This window comes from Streptomyces asiaticus (assembly GCF_018138715.1).
GTDB lineage: Bacteria > Actinomycetota > Actinomycetes > Streptomycetales > Streptomycetaceae > Streptomyces > Streptomyces asiaticus.
This window is the reverse complement of sequence record NZ_JAGSHX010000006.1, coordinates 2,674,594-2,700,747: the sequence shown is the minus strand read 5'-3', so window position 1 is coordinate 2,700,747 and position 26,154 is coordinate 2,674,594. Positions and strand designations below refer to the sequence as shown.

Here is a 26,154-nt window from a genome sequence, read left to right as displayed (position 1 = left end):
AACCGAGCCTAGGCGCTGACCAGGTGATACGTCTGGCTGGCGATCTCCATCTCCTCATCGGTGGGCACCACGGCCACCGCGACCCGGCTGGCCTCCGTGGAGATCAGCCGCGCCGTGGCGGAGCGCAGCGCGTTGCGGACGCCGTCCACCTCGACGCCGAACGCGGTGAGGCCGCGCATCGCCGCCTCCCGTACCGCCGCGGAGTTCTCCCCCACACCGGCGGTGAACGCGATGGCGTCCACCCGTCCGAGCACCGCGGTGTACGCGCCCACATACTTCCGCAGTCGGTGGATGTAGATGTCGAAGGCGAGCTGGGCGGCCTGGTCGCCCTCGCCCATCCGGCGGCCGATCTCGCGCATGTCGTTGTCCCCGCACAGCCCGGCCAGCCCGCTGCGCTTGTTGAGCAGCGTGTCGATCTCATCGGTCGACATACCGCCCACCCGGGACAGATGGAAGATCGCCGCCGGGTCGATGTCCCCGGAACGGGTACCCATCACCAGGCCCTCCAACGGCGTCAGCCCCATCGAGGTCTCCACGCACACACCGCCGCGCACCGCCGAGGCGCTGGCCCCGTTGCCCAGGTGCAGCACGATCGTGTTGATTTCTGCCGGCTCCTTGCCCAGCAGCGCGGCGGTGGCCCGGGAGACATACGCGTGCGAGGTGCCGTGGAAGCCGTAGCGCCGCACCCCCCAGCGGTCGGCGGTCGCCACGTCGATCGCGTAGCGCGCCGCCTGCTCCGGGATGGTGGAGTGGAACGCCGTGTCGAAGACCGCGACCTGCGGCAGGTCCGGGCGCAGCGCGCGGGCCACCTTGATCCCGGTGACATTGGCCGGGTTGTGCAGCGGGGCCAGCGGGATCAGCTTCTCGATCTCCTGGACCACCTCGTCGGTGATCAGGGTCGGCTCGGTGAACCGGGTGCCGCCGTGCACCACCCGGTGGCCGACCGCCGCCAGCTCGGGCGAGTCGAGGCCCAGGCCCTTGGCGGCCAGCTCGTCGGCCACCTGCTTGAGGGCCGCCGAGTGGTCGGCGACGGGGCCCTCACCGATCCGCTCCACGATGCCGGAGGCCGGACGGGAGCCGTCGGCCATGTCCAGCAGCTGGTACTTCACGGACGAGGAGCCGGAGTTGAGGACGAGGACTCGGGAGCCGTTCACGCGGACTGCGCCTTCTGTGCGGGGGAGGTGGGGGAGGTCGGGGAGGTGGCGGTCGCCGGGGACTGGGCCTGGATGGCGGTGATCGAGACGGTGTTGACGATGTCCTGTACGAGTGCCCCGCGGGACAGGTCGTTCACCGGCTTGCGCAGGCCCTGGAGGACCGGACCGACCGCGACGGCGCCCGCCGAGCGCTGCACGGCCTTGTAGGTGTTGTTGCCGGTGTTCAGGTCCGGGAAGATCAGCACGGTGGCCTTGCCCGCCACCTCGGACCCGGGCAGCTTGGTCGCCGCCACCGCGGCGTCCACCGCCGCGTCGTACTGGATCGGGCCCTCGACCAGCAGATCCGGGCGGCGCTCGCGGACCAGCTCGGTCGCCTTGCGCACCTTGTCCACATCCGCGCCGGAGCCCGAGGTGCCGGTGGAGTACGACAGCATCGCGATCCTCGGCTCCACCCCGAACTTGGCGGCCGTCGTCGCCGACTGGATGGCGATGTCGGCGAGCTGCTCGGCGCCCGGGTCGGGGTTGACCGCGCAGTCGCCGTACACCAGCACCCGGTCGGCCAGGCACATGAAGAACACCGAGGAGACGATCTGGGCGCCCGGCGCGGTCTTGATGATCTCGAAGGCGGGCCGGATGGTGGCGGCGGTGGAGTGCACCGCGCCCGAGACCATGCCGTCGGCCAGCCCCTCCTGGACCATCAGTGTGCCGAAGTACGACACATCGGCCACCACGTCGTACGCCAGCTCGTAGGAAACGCCCTTGTGGGCGCGCAGCTTCGCGTAGCTCTCCGCGAAGCGCTCCCGCAGCGGGGAGGTCTGCGGATCGATGATCTGCGCCTCGGCGAGCTGGATGCCGAGCTCGGCGGCGCGCTTGCGGATCGGCTCCTCCTCGCCCAGCAGTGTGAGATCGCACACATCGCGGCGGAGCAGTACGTCGGCGGCGCGCAGCACCCGCTCCTCCGCGCCCTCGGGCAGCACCACCCGGCGGCGGTGGGAGCGGGACCGCTCGATCAGCTCGCGCTCGAACATCATCGGGGTGACCCGGCTGGAGCGGCCCACCGAGATGCGCTCGGTCAGCGCCGCGGTGTCCACATGCCGCTCGAAGAGGCCCAGCGCGGTCTCCGCCTTGCGCGGCGCGCTCGCCGTGAGCTTGCCCTCGATGGCGAACAGCTCGGCCGCCGTGGGGAAGGACCCGCCCGCCACCGACACCACCGGGGTCCCCGGGGCCAGCCGCGAGGCCAGCGCCAGGATGTCCGGACCCGGCCGCTCGTCCAGGGTGAGCAGCACCCCGGCGATCGGCGGGGCGCCCGCGCTGTGCGCGGCGAGCGCGCCGACGATCAGGTCCGCGCGGTCCCCGGGCGTCACCACCAGGCAGCCCTCGGTCAGCGCGGGCAGGAAGCTCGGCAGCATCGCACCGCCGAAGACGAAGTCCCGCACATCCCGGGAGAGCCCGGTGTGATCGCCGAGCAGCACCTCGGCGCCCAGGGAGCGGACGATCTGGGAGACGGTGGGCGCCGACAGCGACCCGTCCTCGGGCAGCACATAGCTGGGGACCGGCAGCTTTGCGGCCAGCCGCCCGGCGATGGCCTCGCGGTCCCCGGGCGCCACCCGGTTGACGACCACCGCGACCACCTCGCAGCCCCGGCCCTCGTAGGCGCGGTAGGCGTTGTGGGCCTCGGCGCCGGCCGACTCGGCGGTCTGCTTCTGCCCGCCGACCACCGTGATCACCGAGGCGCCGAACTCATTGGCCAGCCGGGCGTTCAGCCCCAGCTCGTCGGGGAGGCTGGTGGCCGCGTAGTCGCTGCCCAGCACCAGGACGTAGTCATACGCGTCGGCGACCTCGTGGAAGCGGCCGACCAGCTGTGAGACCAGCTCATCGGTGCCCCGCTCGGCCTGGAGGGTGGCCGCGTCCTCGTAACGCATGCCGAAGACGGACTCCGGTGACTGGCTGAGCCGGTAGCGCGCCCGCAGCAGGTCGAAGAGGCGGTCGGGGTCGTCGTGCACCAGGGGGCGGAAGACGCCGACCCGGTCGACATGGCGGGTCAGGAGCTCCATGACTCCCAGCTCCACGACCTGGCGTCCGTCGCCACGCTCGACTCCGGTCACGTACACGCTGCGTGTCACGCGTGCTCTCCGTTCCTCTGGCGTTCGTCGGTGTTTTCGTTATGTGCGCCTATCGGACACAAATCGGCCACATTGACCGGCCCAGTCCTCTTGACAATACCCGCGACCATGATTAAGGCGCTTGTCGCTTGGGGGATACAGCACCACCCCGCCCATGAAACAATCGGACTGGCTCACATCTACCCGTAGGGAGCAGGAGACACAGCACGATGCGCATCGGAGTTCTCACCGCAGGCGGCGACTGCCCCGGTCTCAACGCTGTGATCCGGTCGGTGGTGCACCGCGCGGTCGCCGGCCACGGAGACGAGGTGATCGGATTCGAGGACGGTTTCAAGGGGCTCCTCGACGGCCGTCACCGCAAGCTCGACCTCGACGCCGTCAGCGGCATTCTCGCCCGCGGCGGCACCATCCTCGGTTCCTCCCGCCTGGAGCGCGCCCGGCTGCGCGAGGCGTGCGAAACCTCGAAGGACCACGCCCGTGACTACGGGATAGATGTACTGATCCCGATCGGCGGCGAGGGCACCCTCACCGCGGCGCGGATGCTCTCCGACGCCGGGCTCCCGATCGTCGGCGTCCCCAAGACGATCGACAACGACATCTCCTCCACCGACCGCACCTTCGGCTTCGACACCGCCGTCGGCGTCGCCACCGAGGCCATGGACCGGCTGAAGACCACCGCCGAATCCCATCAGCGGGTGATGGTCGTCGAGGTCATGGGGCGCCACGCGGGCTGGATCGCGCTGGAGTCCGGGATGGCCGGCGGCGCCCACGGCATCTGCCTGCCGGAGCGGCCCTTCGAGGTCGACGGGCTGGTGAAGATGGTCGAGGAGCGGTTCGCCCGCGGCAAGAAGTTCGCGGTCATCTGCGTCGCCGAGGGCGCGCACCCGGCCGAGGGCTCCATGGAGTACCAGAAGGGCGAGATCGACCAGTACGGCCATGAGCGGTTCGCCGGGATCGGCAACCGCCTCGCGGCCGAGCTGGAGCGGCGCCTGGGCAAGGAGGCCCGCCCGGTCATCCTGGGGCATGTGCAGCGCGGCGGCACGCCCACCGCGTACGACCGCGTGCTGGCCACCCGCTTCGGCTGGCACGCCGTCGAGGCGGCGCACCGGGGCGACTTCGGCATGATGACCGCGCTGCGCGGCACGGACATCACGATGGTGCCGATCGCCGACGCGGTCACCGAGCTCAAGACCGTGCCGGTGGACCGTATGGACGAGGCCGAGTCGGTCTTCTGAGCCGCCACGGCCTCCGTCCTCTCGCTTCTTCTTCTCGTCTTCGTCGGCCGCAGCGGTTTTGATCATTCCCTCGTGGAAGATCAAGGCCGCTGCGGCCGTGTGCTGTTGGCGAGGTTCAGCCTTGAACAAGTGCCTGGTGTGAACAAGGCTGACCCGTGTCCGGGACACGTTCCGGAGCAGTCCCGGACAGGGCCGGGACACAGGACCTTCGTACGGGCCTGTGGGGTGGGGCCCGCGGAGCTCACGGTGTGGCTTGGTTCCGCTCCTCTGGTACTGTCCCCGCCTGATCAAGGGGGAACTGGTCAGGGGATGTAAGGAGTTACGGGCGGGATGCGTGGTTTATGGGGCCGTGTGTGGCAGCGCCGCACGCCCCTTGTCGTACTGATGGCGGTCGTGGGGATCGCGGGGGCCCTCCTCGCGTCCCGGGACAGCGGCGGCGGCCATCTCGCCGCCAACCGGGCCCAGTTGAGGAAGGCATGCGACGGCACCCTGCCGTACGGGGACCTCGAACGGCTGGTGCGTGACGAGCGGCCGGGCGAGCTCAGACAGCACGGCACGATGCTCGCCCCCGGCCAGGAGAGCCGCTCGTTGCTGGACTGCTCGCTGTCGTGGGGCGACGGCTACGGGGTCACGGTCCACGCCGAGGCGCTGGTCTCCGATGTGCCCGAGGCCGTCGAGACCCGGGACCTCCTCGAACCGGCCGGAGGCCATGGCACCTTCGTGGCGCCGGGCACCACCGGCCAGTACGGGAAGCGGGGCGCGTGGCTGGTGGCCGACTGCCTGGGCGGGCTCGGCGGCCGGGTCCGGCCCACGACCGATCTGTATGTGACGGCCCGGGTGACGGACGGGACCGACGGGACCGACTCGGCAGATGACGCCACGGCGGGGAACGGCAAGCCGGACCGCGCCACCGCGCTCCTCGGCTTCCGTACCGCCGTACACGTGGCCAACGCCCTCACCAAGGCCCAGCACTGCGGCTCCGGCCCGCTCACGACGCCCACCGCCGTGGTGGACACGGACGAGACCCATGGCGCGCCCGGCCAGGGCCTGCGCAAGTGCGAGTGGATCGACGGCTCCTCGCTCCCCGGTGTCGCCTCCGGCTCCTGGACCACCCTCGGCGATCTTCAGGAGTCCACCGGTCTGAGCGCCTGCGCCGGGGAGTGGGACGCGGAGAAGAACGCCGGTGAGCGCCCGCGTCCGAAGCAGTGGCAGGTCACCGAGGTCGAGGCGGCCAGCTGGTCGGGGATCCTCGGCCGGTCGGCGTACGACTCCTACGAACGCGAGGGCCATGTGCCCGGGTGGGGGGCGGAGGACGACGAGCGCCCCTCCGAGGCCGGTTCCGAGACGGACGCTGATCGTGGTGCGCGGCAGGAGGAGCGCGTCTCCTCCTACGCCGGACGGCCCCAACTCGCCCTGTGGGCCCGGTCGGTGTGCGGCGGCCGCACCACCTACCACCGGGTGGCCGTCTTCCCCGAGATCCGGCTCGAGGACGGCGAGACGGCCGTCATCGGCGGCAAGGACCGCGCCAGGCTCTCCGCCGCCGCGCGTACGGTCCTGGACCGCTATCTCGACGCCGACGACGGCTGGCCCGCGTCCGCGAAGTGCCGCGACACCCAGGTGCTCGGGGAGGTCGAGCAGTGGCACTGACCCGACCCGCACTCACCCGGCGCCAGATCCGCGCCCTGGTGGCCGTGGCGGTGGCGCTGGCCGCCCTCACCGGAGCGTTCGTCTGGTTCGCGGGCAGCGAGGACCGGGCGCTGGCGGGGGCCTGCGACGGGGTGCTTCCGGTGAGCGAGGTACGCGAGGTGCTCGGCGACGACACCGAACTGGACGTCACGAACCGCACCGAGGGCTCCTTCGGCAAGACGGCCTCCGGGAGCGACGGGAGCGCCAAGAGCGACGGGAGCCCCAAGAGCGCCAAGAGCGACGGGAGCCCCAAGAGCGGCGAGAGCGACGGGAACGCCAAGAGCGGCGAGAGCGACGGGAACGGCGCCAGGCGGGCCAACTCCCTCTCCGTCCATTGCCGGATCACCGCCGAGGACACCGGCCACATCGCCATCTCCATCGCGGGCTCGCCCCGCCCCCGCGCCGAGTACGGATACGACGACCTCTACACCGCCGTACCCGCCCGCCGTACGCTCCCCGTCCCCCTCGGCCACGGCTGGTCCGGCCTGTTCGCCACCGACACCGCACGGCTGGACGACGCCGAGGACGGCACGGCCACCACCGCCGTACTGCTCGACTGCGCCCGGCGCGGCGACAGTCTGCTGATCACCGTCGAGACCGCGCTGCGCGGCGCGGCCACCCTCGACGACCCCGCCGTCCGCCCCGACTTCGTCCGCACCGCCACCGCGACCGCCGAGGCGGCCAACGACCACTGGGGCTGCGGCGCGCGCCTGGGCAAGCCGGTCCGCACCGTCGGCCTGCCGGTGAACGAGGACGAGTACGAGCCGCTGCTCGGCGCCAAGGGCACCTGCGCGGCCGTCCCCACCGCCTCCCGCTCCGCCGTCTCCACCGCCCGCGAGACCGCCCGCGACCGCGCACCGCGCGAGGCTTGCGTCCTCGGCACCCGGGACGGCTCACCGCTCTACCGGCTGGAGGCGTACTACGGCCCCTACGCGGAGGACGCCCGCTCCCAGTACACCCGGGACTACGACTACGAGAACGTGACCCCCGCCGAGAAGCCCGCCGGGCGGCTCGGCCGGAGCGCCTACTGGGCCGGTGCCACCTGCCCGCGCGGCACCGAGTCCGCCCTCTACCTCATCCGCGCCGCCGCCGCCGACGGCGAGACCCGCCGCCGCCCCGACCTCGCCTACGAACGCGCCGCGCTGGCGGCGTTCGCCGCCGCCTCGGCCGAACACCACGGCTGCGCCGCGCCGACCCTGCCGGGCGGCTGAGTCCGGTCAGGCAGGGGCGAGGGGCGGCGGGACGTTGTGGAGGTTCTGGAGCTCGTGCTGAGCCTTCTCCCGGTCCTTCGCATCGCAGAGTTCGTCGGCGACGATCGACTCCAGGAACCTCCGGGCCGCCTCGTGATGGGCCCGGCCGATCCCGCCGATCCGGGCGGCCGCCTGGACGCGGTACGGCGCCGGGCACGAGTCATCGGAGGCGATGGCCACCAGGGCGTCCACCACGGCTTCCAGCGCCCTGGGGTCGATCGTCGCGAGGTCGTCCGCCGCCGCCAGACGTACCTCGGTAGTGGTGGCCTCGGTGACCCGGGCCTGAAAGAGGCGGATGAGTTCGGCGCGCTCCTGGGCACCGCCCAACTCCGTCAGTCCCCTCGCGGCCCAGCGGTTTCCGTCCGAACGCGCGGCGAGCCCGGTCAGCCGGGACCGCAGGATGCGGGCCGCGGCTTCGCGCTGACCCGGGTCGATTTCGACCGCGGAGGTGGCCATCCACCACACGTAGAACGCGTCCGGCTCCGCGGCTGCCTGGCTCAGCAGCGTTTCGACGACGCGGGGCTGTGTGTGCGGTGCGACGCGGACGAGGGAACGCGCGGCTTCCTCGCGCTCGCTCGCGCCGAGGAAGGGGGACTCCAATGCCCGGGTGAGGGCCGCCTCCGCCTCCTCGGTGTGCTCCGGAGCGAGCAGCGCCAACGTCTCGGCGAGCTCCCAGGATTCCTTGAGTCCCGACTCCGCTGACGACATGCGTTCGAGCAGGATGCCGACGACACGCGTTCGGTGGGCGTCACTGAGCCTTCCGAGGTAGTCGGCGGCCTTCGCCCGTTCGCGGGGCCTCACCCCCGGCGCACTCAGGGCGTCCTCCAGAACGGGGACCACCTGTTCCAGGTTCTGCGGGTCCATCTCGCTCAGGTTCGAGACCGCGCGAAGCCGCTCGTCCCAGTCGTGCGCGGGATCGGCCGCGATCGAGGCGAGCAGCGCCAGACAGCGGTCCCGTGTCCGGGGTGCCAGCGAAGCGGACTTCACCGTCGGGTCGATCCTGCTGTTCGTGGGGCAGTGTGGGGACTGCGCCAGCCGGAACAACTCCTCGGCCACCTCGACCCGATGGGTGGCATCCAGATCCGCCAGCCGTTCCGCCGCGTCCATGCGGTCGTACATGTCGAGGCGGGTATTCCGCACCAGGTTCCACAGCACGCCCACGGCCAGATCGCTCTGGCCCGGTGCGATCGCGGCCAGCGTCTGGGCCGCCTTCGCCCGGGAACCGGCGGTGACCTTGCCCGACGTCATCAGGTCCTCGAGCACATCGAGGGATCGTGGTCCGCGGCCAGGATCCAGCAGGGGAATGACGCGCAGCAGGTCGATCCGGTTGGAGACGGTGGTCGCCGGGTCCTCGGCAAGTGTTTCCAGGGCCGACAGGGCATCGGCGGACGCGACGGAGGACAGCTTGGCGAGGGTCTCCGCGAGTGGCACGAGATGCTGGGCGGAAGCACCAGGATTCTGCATCAGGTCGATCAGGCAGCCTTGCGCCTGTGCGAGGCGGTCGCCGCCGAGATTCGCCAGGGCCTCCGCCGCCGTTCGGCGTTGGGAGAAGTCGATCCGGTCGTCACGGGCCGTCGCCAGCAGCGCCTCGGCCGCCCGGCCACGCGAAGGGTGCTGGGACCGGGCGACCGCGGACGCCGCGCGCACCCGGTCCGTATCCGGGATGTGTGGGTTGTCGATCACGGTCCACAGGTAGTCCACGGCGGTCCGCGCCGTGGCCTCGCTGCGCTCGCTGAGCAACTGGGCCGCTACGACGCGGCCGGTGGTGGCGACCGCGTCGTCCTCCATGACCTGGACGAGTGTGGCCGAGACCTCGGGATCGCCGAGGAGCGCCGCCGTGGTGAGCACGTCGTCGCGTTCGTCCGCCGACAGGATGAGCACGCGCCGGAGCATCGTGCAGAACGTCTTGAGTACCGGCCCGGCGGCCTGTGCGCCGCGCAGCAGCAACTCGCCCACCAGCGCCTGATGGCGATCCGTCCGCTGCTGGAGCCAGGGGAGGAGGGCGCTGTCCGGGTGGTTGTGGGTGTGCCGGACCAGCACGAGCCGGGCGACCTCCTCCTGGCCGGTGCCGTCGAAGATCCGGTCGAGCCACTCGCCCCAGACCTCCGCCTCCGGGTCGAACGCCCCCGGCAGATCCGCCTCGTGGACCTCCGCCGCCAGGTGTTCGGCGAACGACAGGTGCCAGAAGCGGACGTTGTCCCCGTCCCGGGTGACCAGACCGGTGTACTCCGCGAGCGCGAACAGGGTCTTGCGCCACCGGGGAGTGACCGGAATGGCCACGTCCAGCTCCTTGGCGAGCTGCCGCGTCCAGGTCTCGGCCTGGCCCAGCAGGTCCGTCTCGCCCTGGGACGCCGCCACGGCGAGCCGCCTGCCCAGCTCGGATCGCCGCTGCCGGATCTCGTCCACCAGCCGACCGCTGTTGGGCAGGTCCTCCAGGAGGGTCCGCAGACCCTCCTTCACCCGCTTGCCGCGCCCCTCCGCCAGATGCGTCAGGAACTCCTCGTACAGGTCGAAGCGCTGCTTGGGCAGCGGCTTGTCCGGGGAGTTCTCGAAGACGATCGCCGCGATGGTGGCGAGCAGCGGCACCTTGGCCACGTCCAGCAGATGGCCCTCGCGGAGCTGGGCCAGGAACCGCTCCGCCTGGCCGCGGACCGGGGCGTCGTGGAACCACCCCGCCGCGAAGCGCTCCAGGCCGTCCGCGGTGAACGGCTCCAGGGTGTAGTGCGCCATGCCCGCGCGGATCAGCTTGTCGCGGTCGGCCGGGGTCGGCGGGCGGCTGGTGAGGATCAGCCGGAACGGCAGGTCGCGTGGCGGGCCCAGAATGCCGTCCACCCAGTCCACGAGCCGGTCCCGGGCCCCGATGTCGGAGACCTCGTCGAGCGCGTCGATGAGGATCACCCACCGCCCGTCCGGGGCGGGCCGGTCCGGGAGCCGGTCGAGACCGGCGGGGAGCATGCCCTTCTCGACCGAGGCGGCGATCGCCTCCTGCCAGGGCTGGTGGCTGAGCGCGTGCGGGGCCAGGCGCTTGGCCGTGACGCGGATCGGCACCGCGTCCTTGGGCAGGTCCCGGGGCAGCTGGCTGATGAGCGACGACTTGCCCATGCCGGGGCCACCGGTGATCAGCAGATGCTCCGGCGACTCCAGGACGGACTTCAGGGACTGGGACACCCGGCGGTCCTGCTTGCCCTCCAGGGCCGGGGCACCGGCCTCGGCCCGCCGCTCCTCGCGCTCCCGCGACCGGGACCATTCACCGGGCCGCGACGGTTCCGGCATGCCGTCGCCGTGGTGCTCGGCGTCCAGACCCTGGGCGGTCATCTGCTGGCGTACGTAGACCTCGGTGAAGCGGGGGCGGCGGAACCCCTCCAGAAGGTCCTCGTACGGGAAGCTGGCCGCCTCCTTCTTCTGGGCCTCGATCAGCCGGTCCAGGTCGTACCGGCTCAGCCGCCCGGCGGGCGCGGCGCCCTCGGCGGCGGGGGAGGCCGGGGGCAGCTCCGGGACCCAGCGACGGTTGCGCACCAGGGCGACCCGGTCGGCCTGGTCGGTGGCCAGCTTGTGCGGCTTGGCCAGGCCCTTGTGGGCGGCCGCCCGCCGGACCCCCTGGTAGAGGTCCTCGACGGTGAGCAGCTCCGGCCCGCCCGCCACGCCCCCCTCGACCAGGGCCAGCAGTTCACCGGTGAAGTCGGTCAGCTCCGCGCCCTCGCGGGCGTACGACGGGGCGTTGGCCCCGGAGGAGGTGAGGACGTACGCGCCCTCGATCTCGGCCTCGTCATGCAGGTCCGACGGGCCCATGGCGACGGCGGCCTGGCCGCTGAAGCAGCAGTCGAGCACCACGACCTTGCGCCGGGCCCGACGCGGCTGCTGGACTTTGTCGCGGACCTCTTGGTAGCGCAGTGCCCAGTGCAGCCGGTCCTCGTGGTCGGCCTCGGTGAGCGCCAGACAGAGCCGGTCCGAAGCGTCCGTGGCTCGCTCGTTGAGCAGTCCGTGCCCGGCGTAGTAGACGAAGAGGGTGTCCCTCGCCTCGTCGGCCGCCTGCCCGAGCGCGTCGATCACCTCTTGGCCGTAGCGGGGTTGGAGGATCTTCCGGCAGTGCTCCTTGGGGAGCCCCCACAGCTCCGGATCGGTCAGCGCGTCGTACAGCCGGTTGATGTTGTTCTCGACGGCGGGCAGGTCCTTGAGGTGTTCGAACGCGTGGACGCCGATCAGCACCGCCCGTGAGGTGGCCGGGTCCGGCAGCCGCACGGCCTCAGCCCTCCGCACCGGGGTCCGCACCGGAGTCTGCACCGGAGTCGCCCTCCGCACCGGAGTCGCCCTCCGCACCCGAGTCGGGGGAGTGCAGCGCCTCCAGCAGCCGGCGCACCGCTTCCGGGTCGTCCGTGTGCACGGTGACCGTCACCCCGTTCACGTGGGCGTTCAGCGGGGGCGCGGACGGGTGGTTCTGACGCCATGCGGCCAGGGCCAGCGCGAGGTTGGCCAGCGCGGTGGCGTGGGTGAGCACGACGTTCACCACGTCCCAGGCGCCGCCCATGGCGCCTTCCTCCGGTGGCGCCTCCCGCAGCTCGACCTCGGTCGTACGCTCCAGCGCCTCGTCCCCGTAGAGCCACCGGTACAGCGACAGCAGCGCCTCGCCGTCGTCGCCCTGGTCCTCGGTCCGGTCCTCTGTGCCGATGCGGAACTCCACCTGCGCCCCCTCGCCCGTCCAACTCCCCTGCCACCACAGGCCGTAGCGGTGGATTTTCTCACGGATCCGTCATCCCTTGACGGCGCCGCCCAGGGCGAAGCCGCCGCCCAGGCGGCGGGAGATCAGGATGTAGAGCAGGAGCACGGGCGTGGAGTAGAGGATCGAGAAGGCGGCCAGCTGGCCGTAGACCACCTGGCCGTAGTTGCCGAAGAAGGTGAAGATCGAGACGGACGCCGGGAGCTGCTCGGGGGAGAGCAGCAGCATGAAGGGGACGAAGAAGTTGCCCCACATCATGATGAAGCTGTAGATCATCACGACCGTGATGCCCGGCCCCATCAGCGGCAGGATCACCCGGGTCAGGCTCTGTAGCCAGGACGCGCCGTCGGTCCACGCCGCCTCCTCCAGGATCACCGGCACGCCGTCCATGAAGTTCTTCATCAGCCAGATGGCGAACGGGAGTTGGGAGGCGGCGAGGAAGAGGGCCGTGCCGGACATGGTGTCGATGAGGTCCACCTGGACGAAGAGTCCGTAGACCGGAACCATGATCGCGGTGATCGGCAGACAGGTGGTGAAGAGCACCGTCAGCAGATACGGGCGTACGACGCGGGAGCGGAAGCGGGAGAGGGGATAGGCGGCGAGGGCCGCGCAGGCAACGGTCAGGACGGTGGCGCCGCCGCACAGGAGCAGGCTGTTGAGCATCGGCGTGAAGGTGATCTCGTCCGTCCACACCGCCGAGAAGTTGTCCATCGTGGGCGAGCCGGGCGCCGAGACCCGCAGGGTGGCATCGTTGTCGATCGAGGCCAGGACCAGCCAGGCGAGCGGGAGCAGGAACGCGGCGGCGATGACCAGCAGCGCGGCGTCGGCGGCCAGCCGGCGGCGCAGCCGGGGGGACCAGCGGGGGCCGCCGGTGCGGCTCTTGGCGGAGCGGGGCCAGGGGCGGGCGGTGCGGGCGGAGAGCGCGGACAACCTCGGACCTCCTCGCGCGCTTGCGAGCGCAGTCGATCAGCGTCCGTCCATGAAACCGGTTGCCACGCGGCTTGGGGAAGACGCGTGCGCGGTTCGGTCCTTACGGGGTCGGTGGGGCGATCGTCACCGGCTGGTCGTTCCGCAGCTGGTCGAACAGGCGCCTCGCCTGCGTGACGTTCCACTGCACCGCGCTGCCCTTGGAGGTCCGGAGGTTGGTGTTGGACACCGGGACGTTGAGCTGTTTGCCGTTGCCCGAGGTGACGCCCTTCACCGCCTCGAACAGCGACATCAGGGTCGGCAGGCCCATGTCCTTGTCCACGATGAGCGTGTCCAGACCCGCGCGTACGGTCGGGAAGGCCGCGAACGGGTTGGCCAGGACGCCCGGTGTGGCGGCCTTTTTGGCGAGCGCGGCCAGGAACTTCTGCTGGTTCTGGGTGCGGCCCAGGTCGCCCTTGGCCTCCTGCTTGCGCTGGCGGACGAACGCGAGCGCCTTGGCGCCGTCGAGGGTGTGGCAGCCCTTCTTCAGGTCAAGCCCGGACTTGGGGTCCTTGATGTCCCGGTCCACACACATCCGCACCCCGCCGACCGCGTCCACGACGTCCACGAACCCGGAGAAGCCGATCTCCGCGTAGTGGTCGATGCGCAGTCCCGTGTTGCGCTCGATGGTCGAGACGAGCAGATCGGGGCCGCCCATCGAGTAGGCCGCGTTCAGCTTGTTCTGGGACGGGTTGTAGCGCCTGCCGGTCTCGGGGCGGACGAAGCCGGGGATGTTCACCCAGGAGTCGCGCGGCAGGCTCATCATCGTGGTGCCGTTGGAGCCGGTGTGCAGCACCATCATCGAGTCGGTGCGGCGGCCCTCGGCCGAGCCGGTGCGCAGGCTCTTCCTGGCCTCCTCGGAGAGGCCCTCCCGGCTGTCGGAGCCCACGATGAGGTAGTTGGTGCCCTTGCCGGGCGGTGGGCGGTCCGGTGCCCTGCCGAGGTCGACGTCGCGGTTGAGCTGGGTGTCGGCCCAGACGTAGGCGCTGCCGGAGGCGAGGAGCAGCGCGGAGACGGCCACGACGGCCAGCCGGACGATTCGGCGGCGCCGGCTGAGCGGCTCCTTGGGGGCGCGGCGCCGGACGGTGGGAGTGGGCGCGGGTGGGGGTATGGGGTCGGGATCGGGCTCTGGGGTGCGGGTCTCGTCGCCCGTCCGGTAGGGGGCCGGTTTGGTGGGGACGCCATGGGACGCGTGGACACCATGAGGCGCGGGGACACCCGGTGGCGCGGACGGCCCCTGCGCGGGGACACCCTGAGGTCCTGCCGGCGGCATGCCCTGGGCCCCCTGCACGGGGATGCTCTGCGTGTCCGCCGTCGAGATCTCCCAGGCCCGCGCCGACGGCGGGTCCCCGGCGGCCCACCCGTCCAACCGATCGCTCATGTGCGGCAGTCTGCCCAGCGGCCGGAGGCGCCCGCCGTCCGTTCATTGAGGTATGACAACTTCGGCGCCGCGTTGAACGCGAACCCGGTCGCCGTACGTCACCCCGTCGTACGGCGCCCCGCCGTACGCCACTCTCCCTCTCCGTGCGTCACGTTTCCGTACGTCACCTCGATGTCAGGCTCCGGTGCGCGGGTGCCTCGCCGAGCGCCTGCGCGGCCGTCCCGGAGCGCTGGATACGGTGCCACCGCAGCCGCGTCCCGAGCAGGAGGGCGACCACGGACTGGATGACCACCAGATACATCAGCTGCCGGTAGACGAAGAGCTGGAACGGCAGCGACCACAGCGCCCGCATCCGCTCCCCGTCCAGCCGCAGCGCGTACCCGGCGCAGACCACCTGGATGGTGAGATAGCCGAACCACACCCCGGCCGCCTCCGCCGGGTCGAGGAAGAGCGCGCCGTACAGGGCGAACAGGTCGATCACGGGCGCCAGTAGCGGCAGCAGCACCTGGAAGAGCGTGAGATAGCTGAGCCCCCGGCGGCCGAACCGCCCCACCGAGCCCAGGGAGATCACCGCGCGGCGGTGCTTCCACATGGCCTGGAGCGTGCCGTACCCCCAGCGGTACCGCTGCCGCCACAGCTGGCGCAGCGAGGTGGGCACCTCGGTCCAGGCCACGGCGGTCTCCTCGTACACCACCCGCCAGCCCGCCCGCCACAGCGCCATGGTGAGGTCGGTGTCCTCGGCGAGGGTGTCCTCGCTGACCCCGCCGACGCCCATCACAGCGTCCCGCCGGAAGGCCCCGATGGCACCGGGCACGGTCGGCATGCACTCCAGCACCTCGAACATCCGCCGGTCGAGGTTGAACCCGAAGACGTACTCCAGGTGCTGCCACCTGCCGAGCAGACTGCGCCGGTTGCCCACCTTGGTGTTGCCGCTGACCGCGCCGATGGCCGGGTGGGCGAGCGGCTGGATGAGCTGGTGGATGGCGTCCGGTTCGAAGACGGTGTCGGCGTCGACCATCACCACGATGTCGTGCTTGGTGTGCGCCAGACCGGTGTTGAGGGCGGCCGCCTTGCCCGCGTTGGGCTGCCGGACCACCAGCACCCGGCGGTCGTTGACGCTCGCGGCGATGTCGGCCGTACGGTCCGTCGAGCCGTCGTCGATCACGACGATTTGCAGCCGCTGATGGGTGGAGGCGAGCAGCGAGCGGATGGTGGCCTCGATGCCCGCCTCCTCGTTGTACGCGGGGATGAGCACCGTCACCGGCTCGTTGACCTCGCGCAGCGAGGGCGCGCCGGGCCGGAAGCGGGTGAGCCGCCGGACGTGGGTACGCGCGAACAGCACGAGCATCAGCAGCCGCAGCACCCCCAGCGCCCCCGCGATCCCCAGCACCCACGTCATGGTGGACACAAAGCCCCGGCCGATGGCCGCGACCCAGATCAGCGCCTTGCCCTCCCAGCGCTCCAGGCCGGAGACCGGGACGTCGACCGGGGGCACGCCGAGCCCGCCGGTCACGGTGGTGAACTTCTTGGCGCGCGGGTCCTTGAGCAGCTTCTCCGTCTCCTGGTACGCGGTGTCCGTCTGGCTGAACTGCCGGACCATTCCCTGCGAGGGCTTCGTGCCCGACCGGTCGGCGGCCACCAGCGCATAGCCCTCCGCGGCCACGCGCCGCGCCGCCTGCCACTCGTCGCCGCACAGCGTGTCCACATCGGTGGTCAGCGGCAGCCGCAGCAGCCTCGGCTGGACCCCCACGGACCCCGCCAGCGCCGACTCGGTCAGCGACAGCTCCATCCGGGAGCGGCTGGCGGACGCCGTGCCCATGTCGGCGCCGGTGTAGGTGTTCGACCCGATCTCATGGCCCTCGGCGCGGATCCGGCGTACGAGGTCGGGGTACTGGGCCGCCTTGGCGCCGGAGACGAAGAACGTGGCCCGCGCGTCGTACCGGCGCAACAGGTCCAGCAGCCGCGGCGTCTGGACGGGGTCAGGACCGCCGTCGTAGGTCAGCGCCACCGTCCCGGCGGGCATGCCCACGGTCCGCACCCGGCCCCCGTTGATCTGCACCACCGGCCCGCCGTCGGCCAGCGCCCGCGGCACCGGGCTGGTGCACGGCCGCCGTGACTTCGCCGCGTCGACCTCGTGGTTGGTCCAGCCCTGGAACATCAGCAGGCCGAACATGGCCGGAAGGACGAGGAGAAGGAGCAGCCAGTGCGCGCGCGGATCACGGGCCGCCTTGTGCCGACCTCCCCGGGACAGGTGGTGTGGTTCCTGGCGTTTTTTCGACCGGTTGCCCTCAAACATGGTTGGTCGCACCGTAGTTGTCGGGTGCGCGGCGGATCCGGTGAAGCAGCGTGAATGGATAAGAATTCCCGGGACGCTCCCCACCGCGTGGCCGGATCGCGTAGTGGGCACGCGGAAGGCCCGCCTCCGCGGGGGCGGCTCTGCTTGACTGACGTGGTGACCTCTCCCGTTTCCTCCGTCTTCGAGACCACCAGGCCCGCGTCCGCCGACTACCTCACCCGGTTCGCCGTGAGTGACGCGGGGCGTGACTACAAGGCGCGGATGCTGGACGCCCTCGACCTCCGGGCCGGGCTGGCCGTCCTGGACGCGGGCTGCGGCCCGGGCGCCGATCTCCCGGCCCTCGCCGAGGCGGTGGCCCCCGGCGGTACGGTCATCGGGGTCGACCGCGACCAGGAGATGCTGGACGCGGCGGCGGCGCGCACCGCCGCGCGTCCGGGCGTCGAGCTGCGGCGGGCCGATGTCCACGCCCTCCCCCTGGACGACGCCTCGGTGGACCGCGCCCGCACCGACCGCGTGTTGCAGTGGGTGGACGCACCGGCCCGCGCCCTCGCCGAGTTCCACCGGGTCCTGCGCCCTGGCGGGCGGCTGGTGATGGCCGAGCCCGACTGGGACACCCTCGTCGTCGACCACCCCGACCCGGCGCTCTCCCGCGCCTACACCCGCCACGTCACCGAGCGGGTGATCCGCAACGCCGCCATCGGCCGCCAGCTCGCCCGGTTCGCCACGGATGCCGGGTTCCGGGTGCCGGAGGTCATCCCGGCCACCCAGGTCTTCCGCGATGTCCGCGCGGCGGACCGGGTCTTCGGATTCGAACGCACCACCCGCCGTGCCGTCGCGGCCGGAGACTTCACCGAGGCCCAGGCGGCCGAGTGGCTGGACCACCTGGCCCACGGCCCGTTCTTCGCCTCGGCGACGCTGTACGTGGTGGTGGCGGAGGCGTAGCCGACCGGGTTCACCGATCTCGTACGGGCGTCTCGGGCGTCCTCCCCATTCGGTGCAGCAGTCGCGTCTGTGGGGAGGCGTCATGAGCGAGCACGCCCTCGGGAGCGGCGAAGAACCGGTGAGTGGTTTCGGCGGCGGTGGGCGTTTCAGCCAGGCCGGCGTAGATCTCCTCGAGATGTTCGTCGATCCATGCCACGAGGCCCTCATCGAGGGTGTCGTCCACGTTGACGGCCCGTGCGAGATCCCACGTGTGGACAGTGCTGTCCGTGATTCTCACGGCAAGCGCCTGCCGGCCGGTCACCGGACCCAGGGGATAGTCCAGAATCCGCTGAAGAGCACCGGTCTCGCCGAACGCTTGGGCACACTCCCGGACGGACCGGGCGTACGCGCCGACCGGATCCGTGCCCAGCGCGTCGGCGTCCCGCAGCCGCAGGAAATCGTCGGCGGCGCCGCCGTGCAGCAGACCCACGTAATTGAGGTTTCCGCGAGTCATATGGTTGACCAGCTGCCGTACGTTCCACTCCGCGCAGGGAGTCGGCCAGGACCACTGTTCGGATCGCACTGCTCGCAACTTCCGTTCGAACTCGGCGCCGGCCCCGAGGAACCGATCGATGAGCCCTTCCCATGCGTTGACCATGGGGCCAGCATGCTCGCCGCGGGCGGCCAGGTCCGGCGGGTATCGGACGTCGAGGTCGCGGCACCGGGAGCCGCGGCGGCCTCAGGCGGCCCGGAACCAGGTGGCCAGGGCCTCGTGGAGACCGTCGTTCGTGGTGCCCTGCCAGGCGATGTAGCAGTCGGGGCGGAGCAGCAGGGCGGTGTCGAGGCCGGGGACGGTCGCGGTGTCGACGCGGGGTGACCAGGGGCCCGGGTCGAGGGTGCCGGTGGGGTCCAGCAGGAGGGGGCGGGCGGTGCGGGTCAGGTCGCGGAGGCCCGGGAGGTCGGGTGCCCAGTGGCCGACGAGGGGGCCGGTCGCCGGGCCCATGGCGTAGGTGATGTCCGCGCCGGAGAGCAGCCCCGCGAGGTGCCGCCGGGTCGTGGGCTGGTCCAGCAGTTCGCCGAACAGCTCGCGCAGCGCCGTCACATCGCCGCCCGGCCGGGTCAGCAGCGACTGCGCCTGGGTGTGCATGGCGACCCGCCGCGCCGCCGGGTGCCGCTCCGACTCGTACGTGTCGAGCAGCCCCTCCGCCGCGTGGCCGCGCACCTCGGCGGCCAGCTTCCAGCCGAGGTTCACCGCGTCCTGGAGGCCCAGGTTGAGCCCCGGACCGCCGATCGCCGAGTGCACATGCGCGGCGTCGCCGAGCAGCAGGACGCGGCCCGCGCGGTATCGCTCGGCGATGCGGGTGTTGCCGCCGAACAGCCGCCTCATCAGATGGGGTCCGGGCCCGGTCGGCGGGGAGAGGGCGATGCCCGCGCCGAGCACCCGGCGGGCGCTGGCCCGCAGCTCGTCAAGCGATGCCTCGCCCTCGGCCGGCTGCCCCCATTCCACGGTGGTCAGCTTGTGGGCACCGTCCGGGGACGGCGCCCAGGCGATCAGACCCTGCTCGGTCCGCAGATGCTGGTACGGCGGTATGACGCCGAAACCGGGCACGGTCAGGCCGCCATCGGCACCGATCGCGTCCGGGGACACGCCCACATGTCCGGTGCGCGACACCGAGTCGTCCGTCGTCACGCCGGGGAAGTCGATCCCGGCGAGCTTACGGACCGCGCTGCGCCCGCCGTCGGCGCCGACCACGAACTCCGCCTCGATCGGGGCCTGTTCGGGCAGCTCGACCGTCACCGACTTCTCGCCCTGCGTCAGGCCGATGACCTCGTGGCCGCGCCGGATGTCGACGCCCAGCTCCGCCGCGCGCTCGGCGAGCATGCGCTCGATCCGGAGCTGCGGCACCAGGAGCGTGTAGAGCGGGTTGTCCGGCAGGTCGCCCAGGTGGAGCGGGAACGCGCCGAAGGTGAAGCGGGGCGCCGGTTCGGGGGTGGTGCCGGGAGCGGTCAGCCGCTCGTACAGTCCGCGCCGGTCGAGCATGCGGATGACTTGGCCCACGAGGCCGTTCGCGCGCTGCGTATCGGTTGGTTCGGTGAGGCGCTCCAGGACGACCGGGCGCACACCGGACAGGGCGAGTTCGCAGGCGAGCATCAGGCCGTTGGGCCCGGCGCCTGCGATGACGACCTCGATCATGAATTCCCCTTCGGGGCAGGTGGGTTGAGTGGCCTTACGGGGTGGAAAGCCCCGCCGCGATCCGGGCGAGGGCGTCCGTGAGCAGTCGGCTCACCGGCACGGCCGCGTCGGTGCGGAGATGGTGGGCGATGGCGGTGTTGACCGCGCCCATGACCGCCGAAGCGACCAGGTGCGGATACAGGTCCTGCTCCAGGTCGCCGCCGGTACGTTCCGCGACGGCCGCCGCGATCTCGGCCTCGGCGGTGGCCCCGGCCCGCAACATCTCGCCCCGGAGTGCCGGTTCCGCGATCATCACCCGCACCCCCTCCGTCCACTGCGCCGCGTCGGCGACGGGCGGATGGGCGATCGCCTCCGCGTCCGGTGCGAACTGCCGCAGCACGGAGCCGGTGATCGCGTCCCACAGCGGCTCGCCCGGCCGTTCGCGCACCTCGTCCGCGACGCGCAGACAGCGGTCGAGGTGGCGGAACGCGATCGCCTCGGCCTTGCTCGAGAAGTAGTTGTTGAACGTACGCGGCGAGACCCCTGCGGCCTCGGCGATGTCCTCCACCTTGACCTTGTCGAACCCACGCTCCACGGTCAGCCGCACGGCGGCCCAGCTGAGCGCGGCATGCGTCTGGGCCTTCTTCCGCTCTCGCAGTCCCATGTGGTGAGCGTAGCAAAATGTGCGTGCCCCGCACATTTGCGGGGCGCGCAAGTTTTAGATTGCCGTCAGGTCCAGCTCGGCCCAGATCTCCTTGCCGGCGGTGCGTTCGCGGACGCCCCAGCGGTGGGCGAGGGCGCGGACGATGAGCAGGCCGCGGCCGTGCTTGTCGCGGGGCGACGGGCGGCGGGGGCGGGGGAGTCGCTCGCCCCGGGGGTCGGATACGGCGATCCGCAGGCGGGTTTTGGTGAGCGTGAGCTCGACGCGGAAGAGCCGCCCGGGTACGTGCCCGTGCCGTAAGGCGTTGGTGGCCAGCTCCGACACGATGAGCGCCGTGTCGTCGGCGAGTGCGGGGTGCCCCCACTCGGAGATCAGTCGGGTGGCGTGCCGGCGGGCCCTGGTCACGCTTATCGGTGTCGGGACGTAGTCGACGCGACCCTCGTTGATGACGGGGTCGCTGGGGTCCGGAATCCGGGGGTCTTGGGGCGCGAATGCCATCGCGTACCTCCAGTGGGCAGGGCAGGGCGGAGTCCGTCCGCCAACTGACGTCCCTGTGCGAGCGGTTCATTACGGACCGTAGCCCCGCGATGGTGATCGGTTCAACTCCACTGAGGAAAATTCAACCGATCTCGCTTGCGGGACGCCCCGCTACGCTCCAGACTGGCGTCACATCACGGAGGAGAGGTGTGCGGTGACAGAGGGTCAGTCCACCCAAGGGAACAGCACGTCAAGCGTCTTGGGGAGGAGACTGGGCGCCGAGCTGATGAGCCTCCGGACCAGAGCGGGCCTGACGCAGACGCACGCGGCGAAGGCGCTCAGCGCTTCGACGGGCAAGGTCGCGAAGATGGAGGGCGGGTGGGTTCCCATCCGGGACCCGGACATCCGCGCCCTGTGTGCGTTGTACGGCGCCAACGACCCTGCGACGGTGGGTGCGCTGCTGGAGCTGGCGCGTATCGACCGCGAACGCCGCAAGGCGAAGGGCTGGTGGAATGACGTCGCCCTTACGAGGACGATGAGGGAGTACGTGCCGCTTGAGAACGCGGCCACGGCTGTCAAGGCGTGGCAGGTGTCGCTCATTCCTGGCCTGCTCCAGACCCCGGAATACATTCGGACGTTGCGACGTGAGTGGGTTCCGGATGAGCAACCCGATCAGGTCGAGGCGTTCGTCGCCTCCAGAGCTGCTCGTCAGCAGAGGCTTTCCGGGGACAAGCCGCTCTCCCTCTGGGCCGTCATCTCGGAGGCGGCGCTGCGTGCACCCGTAGCCGAGCCCCAGATGCTGCGGAAGCAGTTGGAGAGCCTCCTCGACTGGAGCGAGCGCCCCAACATCACGATTCAGGTGCTCCCCTTTGGCACCGGGATGACGCGAGCGCTCGCGGGCTCCTTCAACGTTCTCTCGTTCGCCGAGCCAGGCGCCATGGACGTGGTGTTCCTGGAATTGGCGTTCTCCACCACGTGGGTCGAGGGTGGCGACGGCGCAGCGCAGCACGTAAGACTGTTCGAGGAGACTGCGCGGGGCGCGTTGCCCGAAGCCGAGTCCCGAGCCTTCATCGGGGCACTCATCAAAGGACTGTGAGCTGTGACAACCTTCGTCTTCCGTAAGTCGAGCTACAGCGGCGGAGAGGAAGAGTGCGTGGAAGTGGCCACGAACGTGCCCGGCGCCGTGGCCGTACGCGACTCCAAGGACCCGGAGGGTCGAATACTCCGGTTCACCCCCGCCGCCTGGGCGGACTTCCAGCGTGCCCTCAGAGCATCGAACGGGTGAGGCCGCCGTCCACGGCGATCGTGGTGCCCGTGACGTACGAGGCCAACGGCGTGGCGAGGAAGCAGACGACGGCCGCGAGTTCGTCCGGTGTGCCGAACCGCCCCATGGGGATGTCGTCCGTGGCGTCGGCAGGCACGCCGTCCGGGTAGAGCTCGTGGACTCGGGACGTCAGAATCCGGCCGGGCGCCACGCAGTTGACCGCGATTCCGTCCGGCGCCAGTTCGTTGGCCAGAGTCTTCAGGTATCCGGTCAGCCCGGGGCGGATCAGGTTGGACAGCGCGACCAGGGACGTCGGCTCCTTCACCGTGGTCGTCGTCACCGCGACGATCCGGCCGTACGGGCTGCGCCGTAGGTGGGGTACGACGGCGCCGACCATACGGACCAGGGGCAGCAGCAGGGTGCGGAACGCGTCGTGCGCCGCGTGCTCGTCGATCTCCAGCGCGCTGCCCGGACGCGGCCCTCCCGTGTTCCACACCAGGATGTCGAGACCGCCGAAGCGGCTGACGGTGTGCTCGACGACCCGGCCCGCCGCGCCCTCCTCGGAGAGGTCGGCGACCAGGGGAACGGCGCCGATACGCAGCGCCTCCGACTCCAGGCTCTCCCGGCGCCGGGCGACGGCGACGACGTTGGCGCCCTCGCCGGACAGGCGTTCCGCTATGGCCAGCCCCAGCCCGGACGAGGCGCCGCAGACGATCGCGGTCCGGCCTGTGAGCATGAGATCCATGGCTGTCCTTCCATGAGGGTCAGGGGCGAGGATCAGGACGCCGGTGATCGTCGGACGCGGAGTACCTCGCGCAGGATGGCGCTGGTCTCCTCGGGGCTCTCCAGGGGCCAGAAGTGCCCCCCGGTGACGTAGCGGACCTCGACGCCGGCCGCATGGGGAATGTGCTCGGCGGCGTCGGCGTAGAACTCGCGGGGCTGGCTGCGTGAGTCCCGGCCCTGCATCAGGGTCACCGGAGCGCGCCACCGCGGGATCAGGTCGGTGCGCCGCTCGCTCCACTCCTTCCGGAAGGTGGAGGCCATGTTGTAGCGCGGGACGGCGCGGGTGATCCCGGGATACGAGTACTCCTGGATGACGCGGCGCATGTCCTCGTCGGCCACCGGCAGATTCCCGACGGAGGCGTACGCCCAGACGACGAACCGTTTCGGGTCCTCCATCAGCCCGCTCCACGGTGCCTCGGCGAGGAGGTCGTCCTGCGGGGCGAGGTCGGGGTGGAAGTGGTGGAGGTGCTGCTCGCCGCGCACGTAGTGGCGGACTCGCCCGGGATGGGTGGCGGCGATGTGGTCGCCCTGTACGGTGCCCCGGTCGTGGGTGACCAAAATAAACTGATCCACCCCGATCGCGTCGAGCAGCGCGACGAGTTGCCCGGCCGCGCCGGAGTGCCGGTAGTCGCCTCGTCCCTTCTCCGACTGCCCATAGCCTTTGAGGTCGATCGCTATACAGCGGTACGAGTCCGACAGCGCGGCCATCTGGTGGTGCCACAGGAACCATGAGTCGGGCATCCCGTGCAGGAACACCACGGGCTCCCCGGCCCCCGTCCCGGTCTCCACGTAGTGCCACCGGACCGTTTCGTGGTCGCCCGGGACGTCCTCGAAGTGGTGGGTGAACACGGCCCCGTCGAGCTTCTCGGTGTCCCCGTCGTGATCCGCGGGGCGGGGCCGCACATCGGCGTAGCGCTCAAGGCGTTGGGCCACGAGGGCGTCGGGCGGAACGAAGCTCTCGATGGCCTGCCGTGCCCGCATGGGCAACTCGGTGTAGCGCCACTCATGGTCCATCGACGTTTCCTCCGGAGGGCTTGGTTCGGGCCGGTCTTCTCACCCTCGCGCGGGTGCGCCCAGCGCGTCCAACGATGTCTACTGCTGGACCCCAGCACGATTGGTGATAATGGGCGGCGTGGAACTGCGCCATCTCGAGTACTTCCTCGCCGTCGCCGACACCGGGAGCTTCACCCGCGCGGCGAAGACGCTGCACGTCGTCCAGTCAGGCGTGTCGGCGACGGTCAGGGCGCTGGAACGGGAGCTGGGATCGGCCCTGTTCACCCGGAGCCCCCAGGAAGTCACCCTGACGGCGGCCGGACGTGCCTTCCTTCCCCGGGCGCGAGAGACCCTCGACGCCGCGCGCGCCGCCAAGGACGCCGTTCACCGGACACAGGGCGCCTTGCACGGCACCGTCACGGTCGGCACCCAGACCTCGATCGACCTCGTCGATCTGCCCGGGCTCCTGGCCGCGCTGCGCACCCGGCATCCCGGTGTCACGGTGCGGCTGCGAGCGGCCATGGCGGGATCGGCGGGGCTGGCGGAGCAGCTGCGCGACGGTCGGCTCGACGTCGCCTTCCTCTCCCTGCCCGGACCGTCACCGGCCGATCTCACCACCCGGCTGCTGGCCTCCGCACCCATGGTCGTGTACGTGGCCGACTCACATCCGCTGGCCGGGGCGGGCCGGGTGCCACTGGCGCGACTGGCCGAGTTCCCGTTCATCGACTCCCCGCCGGGCTTCGGCAACCGCACCGTGGTCGACCGGGCATTCGCCGCCGCGGGGGTGGAGAGGGAGGTATCCGTCGAGGTCGCGGACGTCGGCACCGCCGTCGACTTCATCCGGGCGGGGCTGGGCATCGGCTTTCTCGGCGATTTCCTGGTCCCCGACCGGACCGGCCTCGACACGGTGGGCGTCGCGGACCACGAACTGCGCTGGCAGCTCACCGTCGCCACCGCCGCGACCCGGCGCCCCAGCGCGGCCACCGAGGCGTTCCTGGACCTGCTCGCCGAACGACATCCCGCACCGCTCCGGGGTGCCCTCACTCAGGTGCGCGACCCGGTGTGACCCGCCCCGAAACGGGCGATCGCCTCCAGGACCGCGCCCCGCAGCGTGGGACTGCCCGTGTGCCCCGAGTCGTCGATCACCTTCAGCTCGGCGTCCGGCCAGGCCTTGGACAGCTCCCACGCGGTCTTCAGCGGACTGCCCAGGTCGAGTCGCCCGTGGATCAGGACAGCCGGGATGCCGGCCAGCCGGTGCGCGTCACGGAGGAGTTGTCCGTCCTCGAGCCATGCGTCATGGGCGAAGTAGTGGGCGCAGATCCGGACGAAGGCCATCAGCGCGTCGTCCGTCTTGTCGCTGTAGTAGCCAGGACTGCCGAGTACCTCATGGGCGATGACGGCGTCCTCCCAGGCGCACCAGGCCCGCGCCGCCTTGACCCTGACCGCCTCGTCCGGACTGTTCACCAGCCGGTTGTACGCCGCGACGAGATCGCCGCCCCGCACCGCCTCCGCCTCCACCTCCGCCTCCGGCACCGCGTCGCGGAACGTCTCCCAGGCGCCGGGCAACAGGCGTCCTACACCGCCGTAGAGCCAGTCGGTCTCCTCCGGCCGGGTCATGGTGACGCCCGAGAGGACGATCTCGGAGACCCGCTCGGGGTGGCGCTCGGCGTAGGCGAGGATCAGCGTCGAGCCCCAGGAGCCGCCGTAGAGGAGCCAGCGCTCGATCTCCAAGTGCGCGCGCAGTCGCTCCATGTCGGCGATGAGATGGTCGGTGGTGTTGTGATCGAGGCTGACGGACGGGTCGGAGGCGTGCGGCAGGCTCTCACCGCAGCCACGCTGATCGAACAGGACGATCCGGAAGACCTCGGGATCGAACATCCCGCGAGCGCCGCGGCGCCCGCCGCTGCCGGGGCCGCCGTGCACGCACAGGGCCGCCTTCCCCCGGGGGTTCCCGCTGGTCTCCCAGTAGATCCGGTTTCCGTCACCGACGTCGAGGAGGCCGTGCGCGTACGGTTCGACGGGCGGGAACGGCTCGGCGGGCGGAAACGGCTCGGCGGCCATGGCGGTCTCCTCCTGA

The 26,154-nt window shown here is 71.3% G+C and carries 21 protein-coding genes; 7 read left to right on the top strand and 14 right to left on the bottom strand.

What is annotated here, in order from left to right; all coding sequences use genetic code 11:
* Nucleotides 1–8 precede the first annotated feature (8 nt).
* Together KHP12_RS18990 and pta are read right to left on the bottom strand one after the other, a co-directional pair.
* Nucleotides 9–1,154, bottom strand: a complete 1,146-nt coding sequence (locus KHP12_RS18990; RefSeq protein ID WP_086885308.1) for an acetate kinase — start codon at nucleotides 1,152–1,154, stop codon at nucleotides 9–11.
* Nucleotides 1,151–3,277, bottom strand: a complete 2,127-nt coding sequence (gene pta, locus KHP12_RS18985; RefSeq protein ID WP_086885309.1) for a phosphate acetyltransferase — start codon at nucleotides 3,275–3,277, stop codon at nucleotides 1,151–1,153. The genes KHP12_RS18990 and pta overlap by 4 nt, the downstream gene beginning before the upstream one ends.
* Nucleotides 3,278–3,486: 209 nt before the next feature.
* On the opposite strand from pta, the gene KHP12_RS18980 reads away from it, so the two are divergent.
* The 3 genes from KHP12_RS18980 (at nucleotide 3,487) to KHP12_RS18970 (ending at nucleotide 7,409) form a co-directional block, all read left to right on the top strand.
* A complete protein-coding gene (locus KHP12_RS18980) occupies nucleotides 3,487–4,512 on the top strand; it encodes an ATP-dependent 6-phosphofructokinase (RefSeq protein ID WP_086885310.1) in 1,026 nt (341 codons plus the stop codon).
* Between the two features lie 330 nt (nucleotides 4,513–4,842).
* Nucleotides 4,843–6,159: a hypothetical protein gene (locus tag KHP12_RS18975; protein WP_211833206.1), complete on the top strand. Its 1,317-nt coding sequence runs from the start codon at nucleotides 4,843–4,845 to the stop codon at nucleotides 6,157–6,159.
* The gene (locus KHP12_RS18970; RefSeq protein WP_211833205.1) at nucleotides 6,150–7,409 is read left to right on the top strand and encodes a hypothetical protein; all 1,260 of its coding nucleotides are present in this window, start codon (nucleotides 6,150–6,152) and stop codon (nucleotides 7,407–7,409) included. The genes KHP12_RS18975 and KHP12_RS18970 overlap by 10 nt, the downstream gene beginning before the upstream one ends.
* A gap of 6 nt (nucleotides 7,410–7,415) precedes the next feature.
* Here KHP12_RS18970 and KHP12_RS18965 read toward each other — a convergent pair whose 3' ends face one another.
* The 5 genes from KHP12_RS18965 to KHP12_RS18945 form a co-directional block, all read right to left on the bottom strand.
* Nucleotides 7,416–11,729, bottom strand: a complete 4,314-nt coding sequence (locus KHP12_RS18965) for a caspase, EACC1-associated type (RefSeq protein ID WP_167442736.1) — start codon at nucleotides 11,727–11,729, stop codon at nucleotides 7,416–7,418.
* Nucleotides 11,692–12,126: an effector-associated constant component EACC1 gene (locus tag KHP12_RS18960; RefSeq protein ID WP_211833204.1), complete on the bottom strand. Its 435-nt coding sequence runs from the start codon at nucleotides 12,124–12,126 to the stop codon at nucleotides 11,692–11,694. Before KHP12_RS18960 ends, KHP12_RS18965 begins: the two co-directional genes overlap by 38 nt.
* Nucleotides 12,127–12,195: 69 nt before the next feature.
* Nucleotides 12,196–13,092 (bottom strand): carbohydrate ABC transporter permease, encoded by an 897-nt coding sequence (locus tag KHP12_RS18955; RefSeq protein WP_372455206.1) that lies wholly within the window; start codon nucleotides 13,090–13,092, stop codon nucleotides 12,196–12,198.
* A 100-nt stretch (nucleotides 13,093–13,192) separates the two neighbouring features.
* Nucleotides 13,193–14,509 carry an LCP family protein gene (locus KHP12_RS18950; protein ID WP_210609874.1) on the bottom strand — a complete coding sequence of 439 codons (1,317 nt, stop codon included), beginning with the start codon at nucleotides 14,507–14,509 and terminating at the stop codon, nucleotides 13,193–13,195.
* A gap of 163 nt (nucleotides 14,510–14,672) precedes the next feature.
* A complete protein-coding gene (locus tag KHP12_RS18945; RefSeq protein ID WP_086886389.1) occupies nucleotides 14,673–16,805 on the bottom strand; it encodes a bifunctional polysaccharide deacetylase/glycosyltransferase family 2 protein in 2,133 nt (710 codons plus the stop codon).
* A gap of 156 nt (nucleotides 16,806–16,961) precedes the next feature.
* Here KHP12_RS18945 and KHP12_RS18940 point away from each other — a divergent pair, with 156 nt between their 5' ends.
* On the top strand, nucleotides 16,962–17,747 hold the full coding sequence (locus KHP12_RS18940; RefSeq protein WP_244203494.1) for a methyltransferase domain-containing protein: 786 nt from the start codon (nucleotides 16,962–16,964) through the stop codon (nucleotides 17,745–17,747).
* 10 nt (nucleotides 17,748–17,757) lie between these two features.
* Here the strand turns inward: KHP12_RS18940 and KHP12_RS18935 are convergent, their stop codons facing one another.
* The 4 genes from KHP12_RS18935 to KHP12_RS18920 all read right to left on the bottom strand — a co-directional run bounded on the left by KHP12_RS18935 (nucleotide 17,758) and on the right by KHP12_RS18920 (nucleotide 21,058).
* The gene (locus tag KHP12_RS18935) at nucleotides 17,758–18,309 is read right to left on the bottom strand and encodes a TIGR03086 family metal-binding protein (RefSeq protein WP_308289447.1); all 552 of its coding nucleotides are present in this window, start codon (nucleotides 18,307–18,309) and stop codon (nucleotides 17,758–17,760) included.
* A 156-nt stretch (nucleotides 18,310–18,465) separates the two neighbouring features.
* Nucleotides 18,466–19,920, bottom strand: a complete 1,455-nt coding sequence (locus tag KHP12_RS18930; RefSeq protein WP_211833203.1) for an FAD-dependent monooxygenase — start codon at nucleotides 19,918–19,920, stop codon at nucleotides 18,466–18,468.
* 34 nt (nucleotides 19,921–19,954) lie between these two features.
* Complete coding sequence (locus KHP12_RS18925) at nucleotides 19,955–20,563, bottom strand: acyl-CoA-like ligand-binding transcription factor (protein WP_086885395.1); 609 nt, start codon at nucleotides 20,561–20,563, stop codon at nucleotides 19,955–19,957.
* Between the two features lie 54 nt (nucleotides 20,564–20,617).
* Nucleotides 20,618–21,058 (bottom strand): ATP-binding protein, encoded by a 441-nt coding sequence (locus KHP12_RS18920; RefSeq protein WP_211833202.1) that lies wholly within the window; start codon nucleotides 21,056–21,058, stop codon nucleotides 20,618–20,620.
* Nucleotides 21,059–21,251: 193 nt separating this feature from the next.
* On the opposite strand from KHP12_RS18920, the gene KHP12_RS18915 reads away from it, so the two are divergent.
* Nucleotides 21,252–22,133 carry a helix-turn-helix domain-containing protein gene (locus KHP12_RS18915; protein ID WP_211833201.1) on the top strand — a complete coding sequence of 294 codons (882 nt, stop codon included), beginning with the start codon at nucleotides 21,252–21,254 and terminating at the stop codon, nucleotides 22,131–22,133.
* Nucleotides 22,134–22,136: 3 nt separating this feature from the next.
* Nucleotides 22,137–22,322 carry a DUF397 domain-containing protein gene (locus KHP12_RS18910; protein ID WP_211833200.1) on the top strand — a complete coding sequence of 62 codons (186 nt, stop codon included), beginning with the start codon at nucleotides 22,137–22,139 and terminating at the stop codon, nucleotides 22,320–22,322.
* Here KHP12_RS18910 and KHP12_RS18905 read toward each other — a convergent pair.
* Together KHP12_RS18905 and KHP12_RS18900 are read right to left on the bottom strand one after the other, a co-directional pair.
* Nucleotides 22,303–23,046, bottom strand: coding sequence for an SDR family oxidoreductase (locus KHP12_RS18905; protein WP_086885799.1), 744 nt, complete (start codon nucleotides 23,044–23,046; stop codon nucleotides 22,303–22,305). The two genes, KHP12_RS18910 and KHP12_RS18905, sit on opposite strands and share 20 nt — an antisense overlap.
* 32 nt (nucleotides 23,047–23,078) lie before the next feature.
* Complete coding sequence (locus KHP12_RS18900; protein WP_211833199.1) at nucleotides 23,079–24,098, bottom strand: alpha/beta fold hydrolase; 1,020 nt, start codon at nucleotides 24,096–24,098, stop codon at nucleotides 23,079–23,081.
* A gap of 118 nt (nucleotides 24,099–24,216) precedes the next feature.
* On the opposite strand from KHP12_RS18900, the gene KHP12_RS18895 reads away from it, so the two are divergent.
* Entirely contained in the window at nucleotides 24,217–25,143 is a 927-nt protein-coding gene (locus tag KHP12_RS18895; RefSeq protein ID WP_211833198.1) for a LysR family transcriptional regulator, read from the top strand.
* Here KHP12_RS18895 and pip read toward each other — a convergent pair.
* A complete protein-coding gene (gene pip, locus KHP12_RS18890) occupies nucleotides 25,122–26,138 on the bottom strand; it encodes a prolyl aminopeptidase (protein ID WP_086885801.1) in 1,017 nt (338 codons plus the stop codon). The two genes, KHP12_RS18895 and pip, sit on opposite strands and share 22 nt — an antisense overlap.
* Nucleotides 26,139–26,154: the final 16 nt, after the last annotated feature.

Coding starts and splice junctions, on each gene's coding strand:
- KHP12_RS18980 (WP_086885310.1), top strand. CDS start 3,487: ATGCGCATCGGAGTTCTCACCGCAGGCGGCGACTGCCCCGGTCTCAAC.
- KHP12_RS18975 (WP_211833206.1), top strand. CDS start 4,843: ATGCGTGGTTTATGGGGCCGTGTGTGGCAGCGCCGCACGCCCCTTGTC.
- KHP12_RS18950 (WP_210609874.1), bottom strand. CDS start 14,509: ATGAGCGATCGGTTGGACGGGTGGGCCGCCGGGGACCCGCCGTCGGCG.
- KHP12_RS18945 (WP_086886389.1), bottom strand. CDS start 16,805: ATGTTTGAGGGCAACCGGTCGAAAAAACGCCAGGAACCACACCACCTG.
- KHP12_RS18930 (WP_211833203.1), bottom strand. CDS start 19,920: ATGATCGAGGTCGTCATCGCAGGCGCCGGGCCCAACGGCCTGATGCTC.
- KHP12_RS18925 (WP_086885395.1), bottom strand. CDS start 20,563: ATGGGACTGCGAGAGCGGAAGAAGGCCCAGACGCATGCCGCGCTCAGC.
- KHP12_RS18920 (WP_211833202.1), bottom strand. CDS start 21,058: ATGGCATTCGCGCCCCAAGACCCCCGGATTCCGGACCCCAGCGACCCC.
- KHP12_RS18905 (WP_086885799.1), bottom strand. CDS start 23,046: ATGGATCTCATGCTCACAGGCCGGACCGCGATCGTCTGCGGCGCCTCG.
- KHP12_RS18900 (WP_211833199.1), bottom strand. CDS start 24,098: ATGGACCATGAGTGGCGCTACACCGAGTTGCCCATGCGGGCACGGCAG.
- pip (WP_086885801.1), bottom strand. CDS start 26,138: ATGGCCGCCGAGCCGTTTCCGCCCGCCGAGCCGTTCCCGCCCGTCGAA.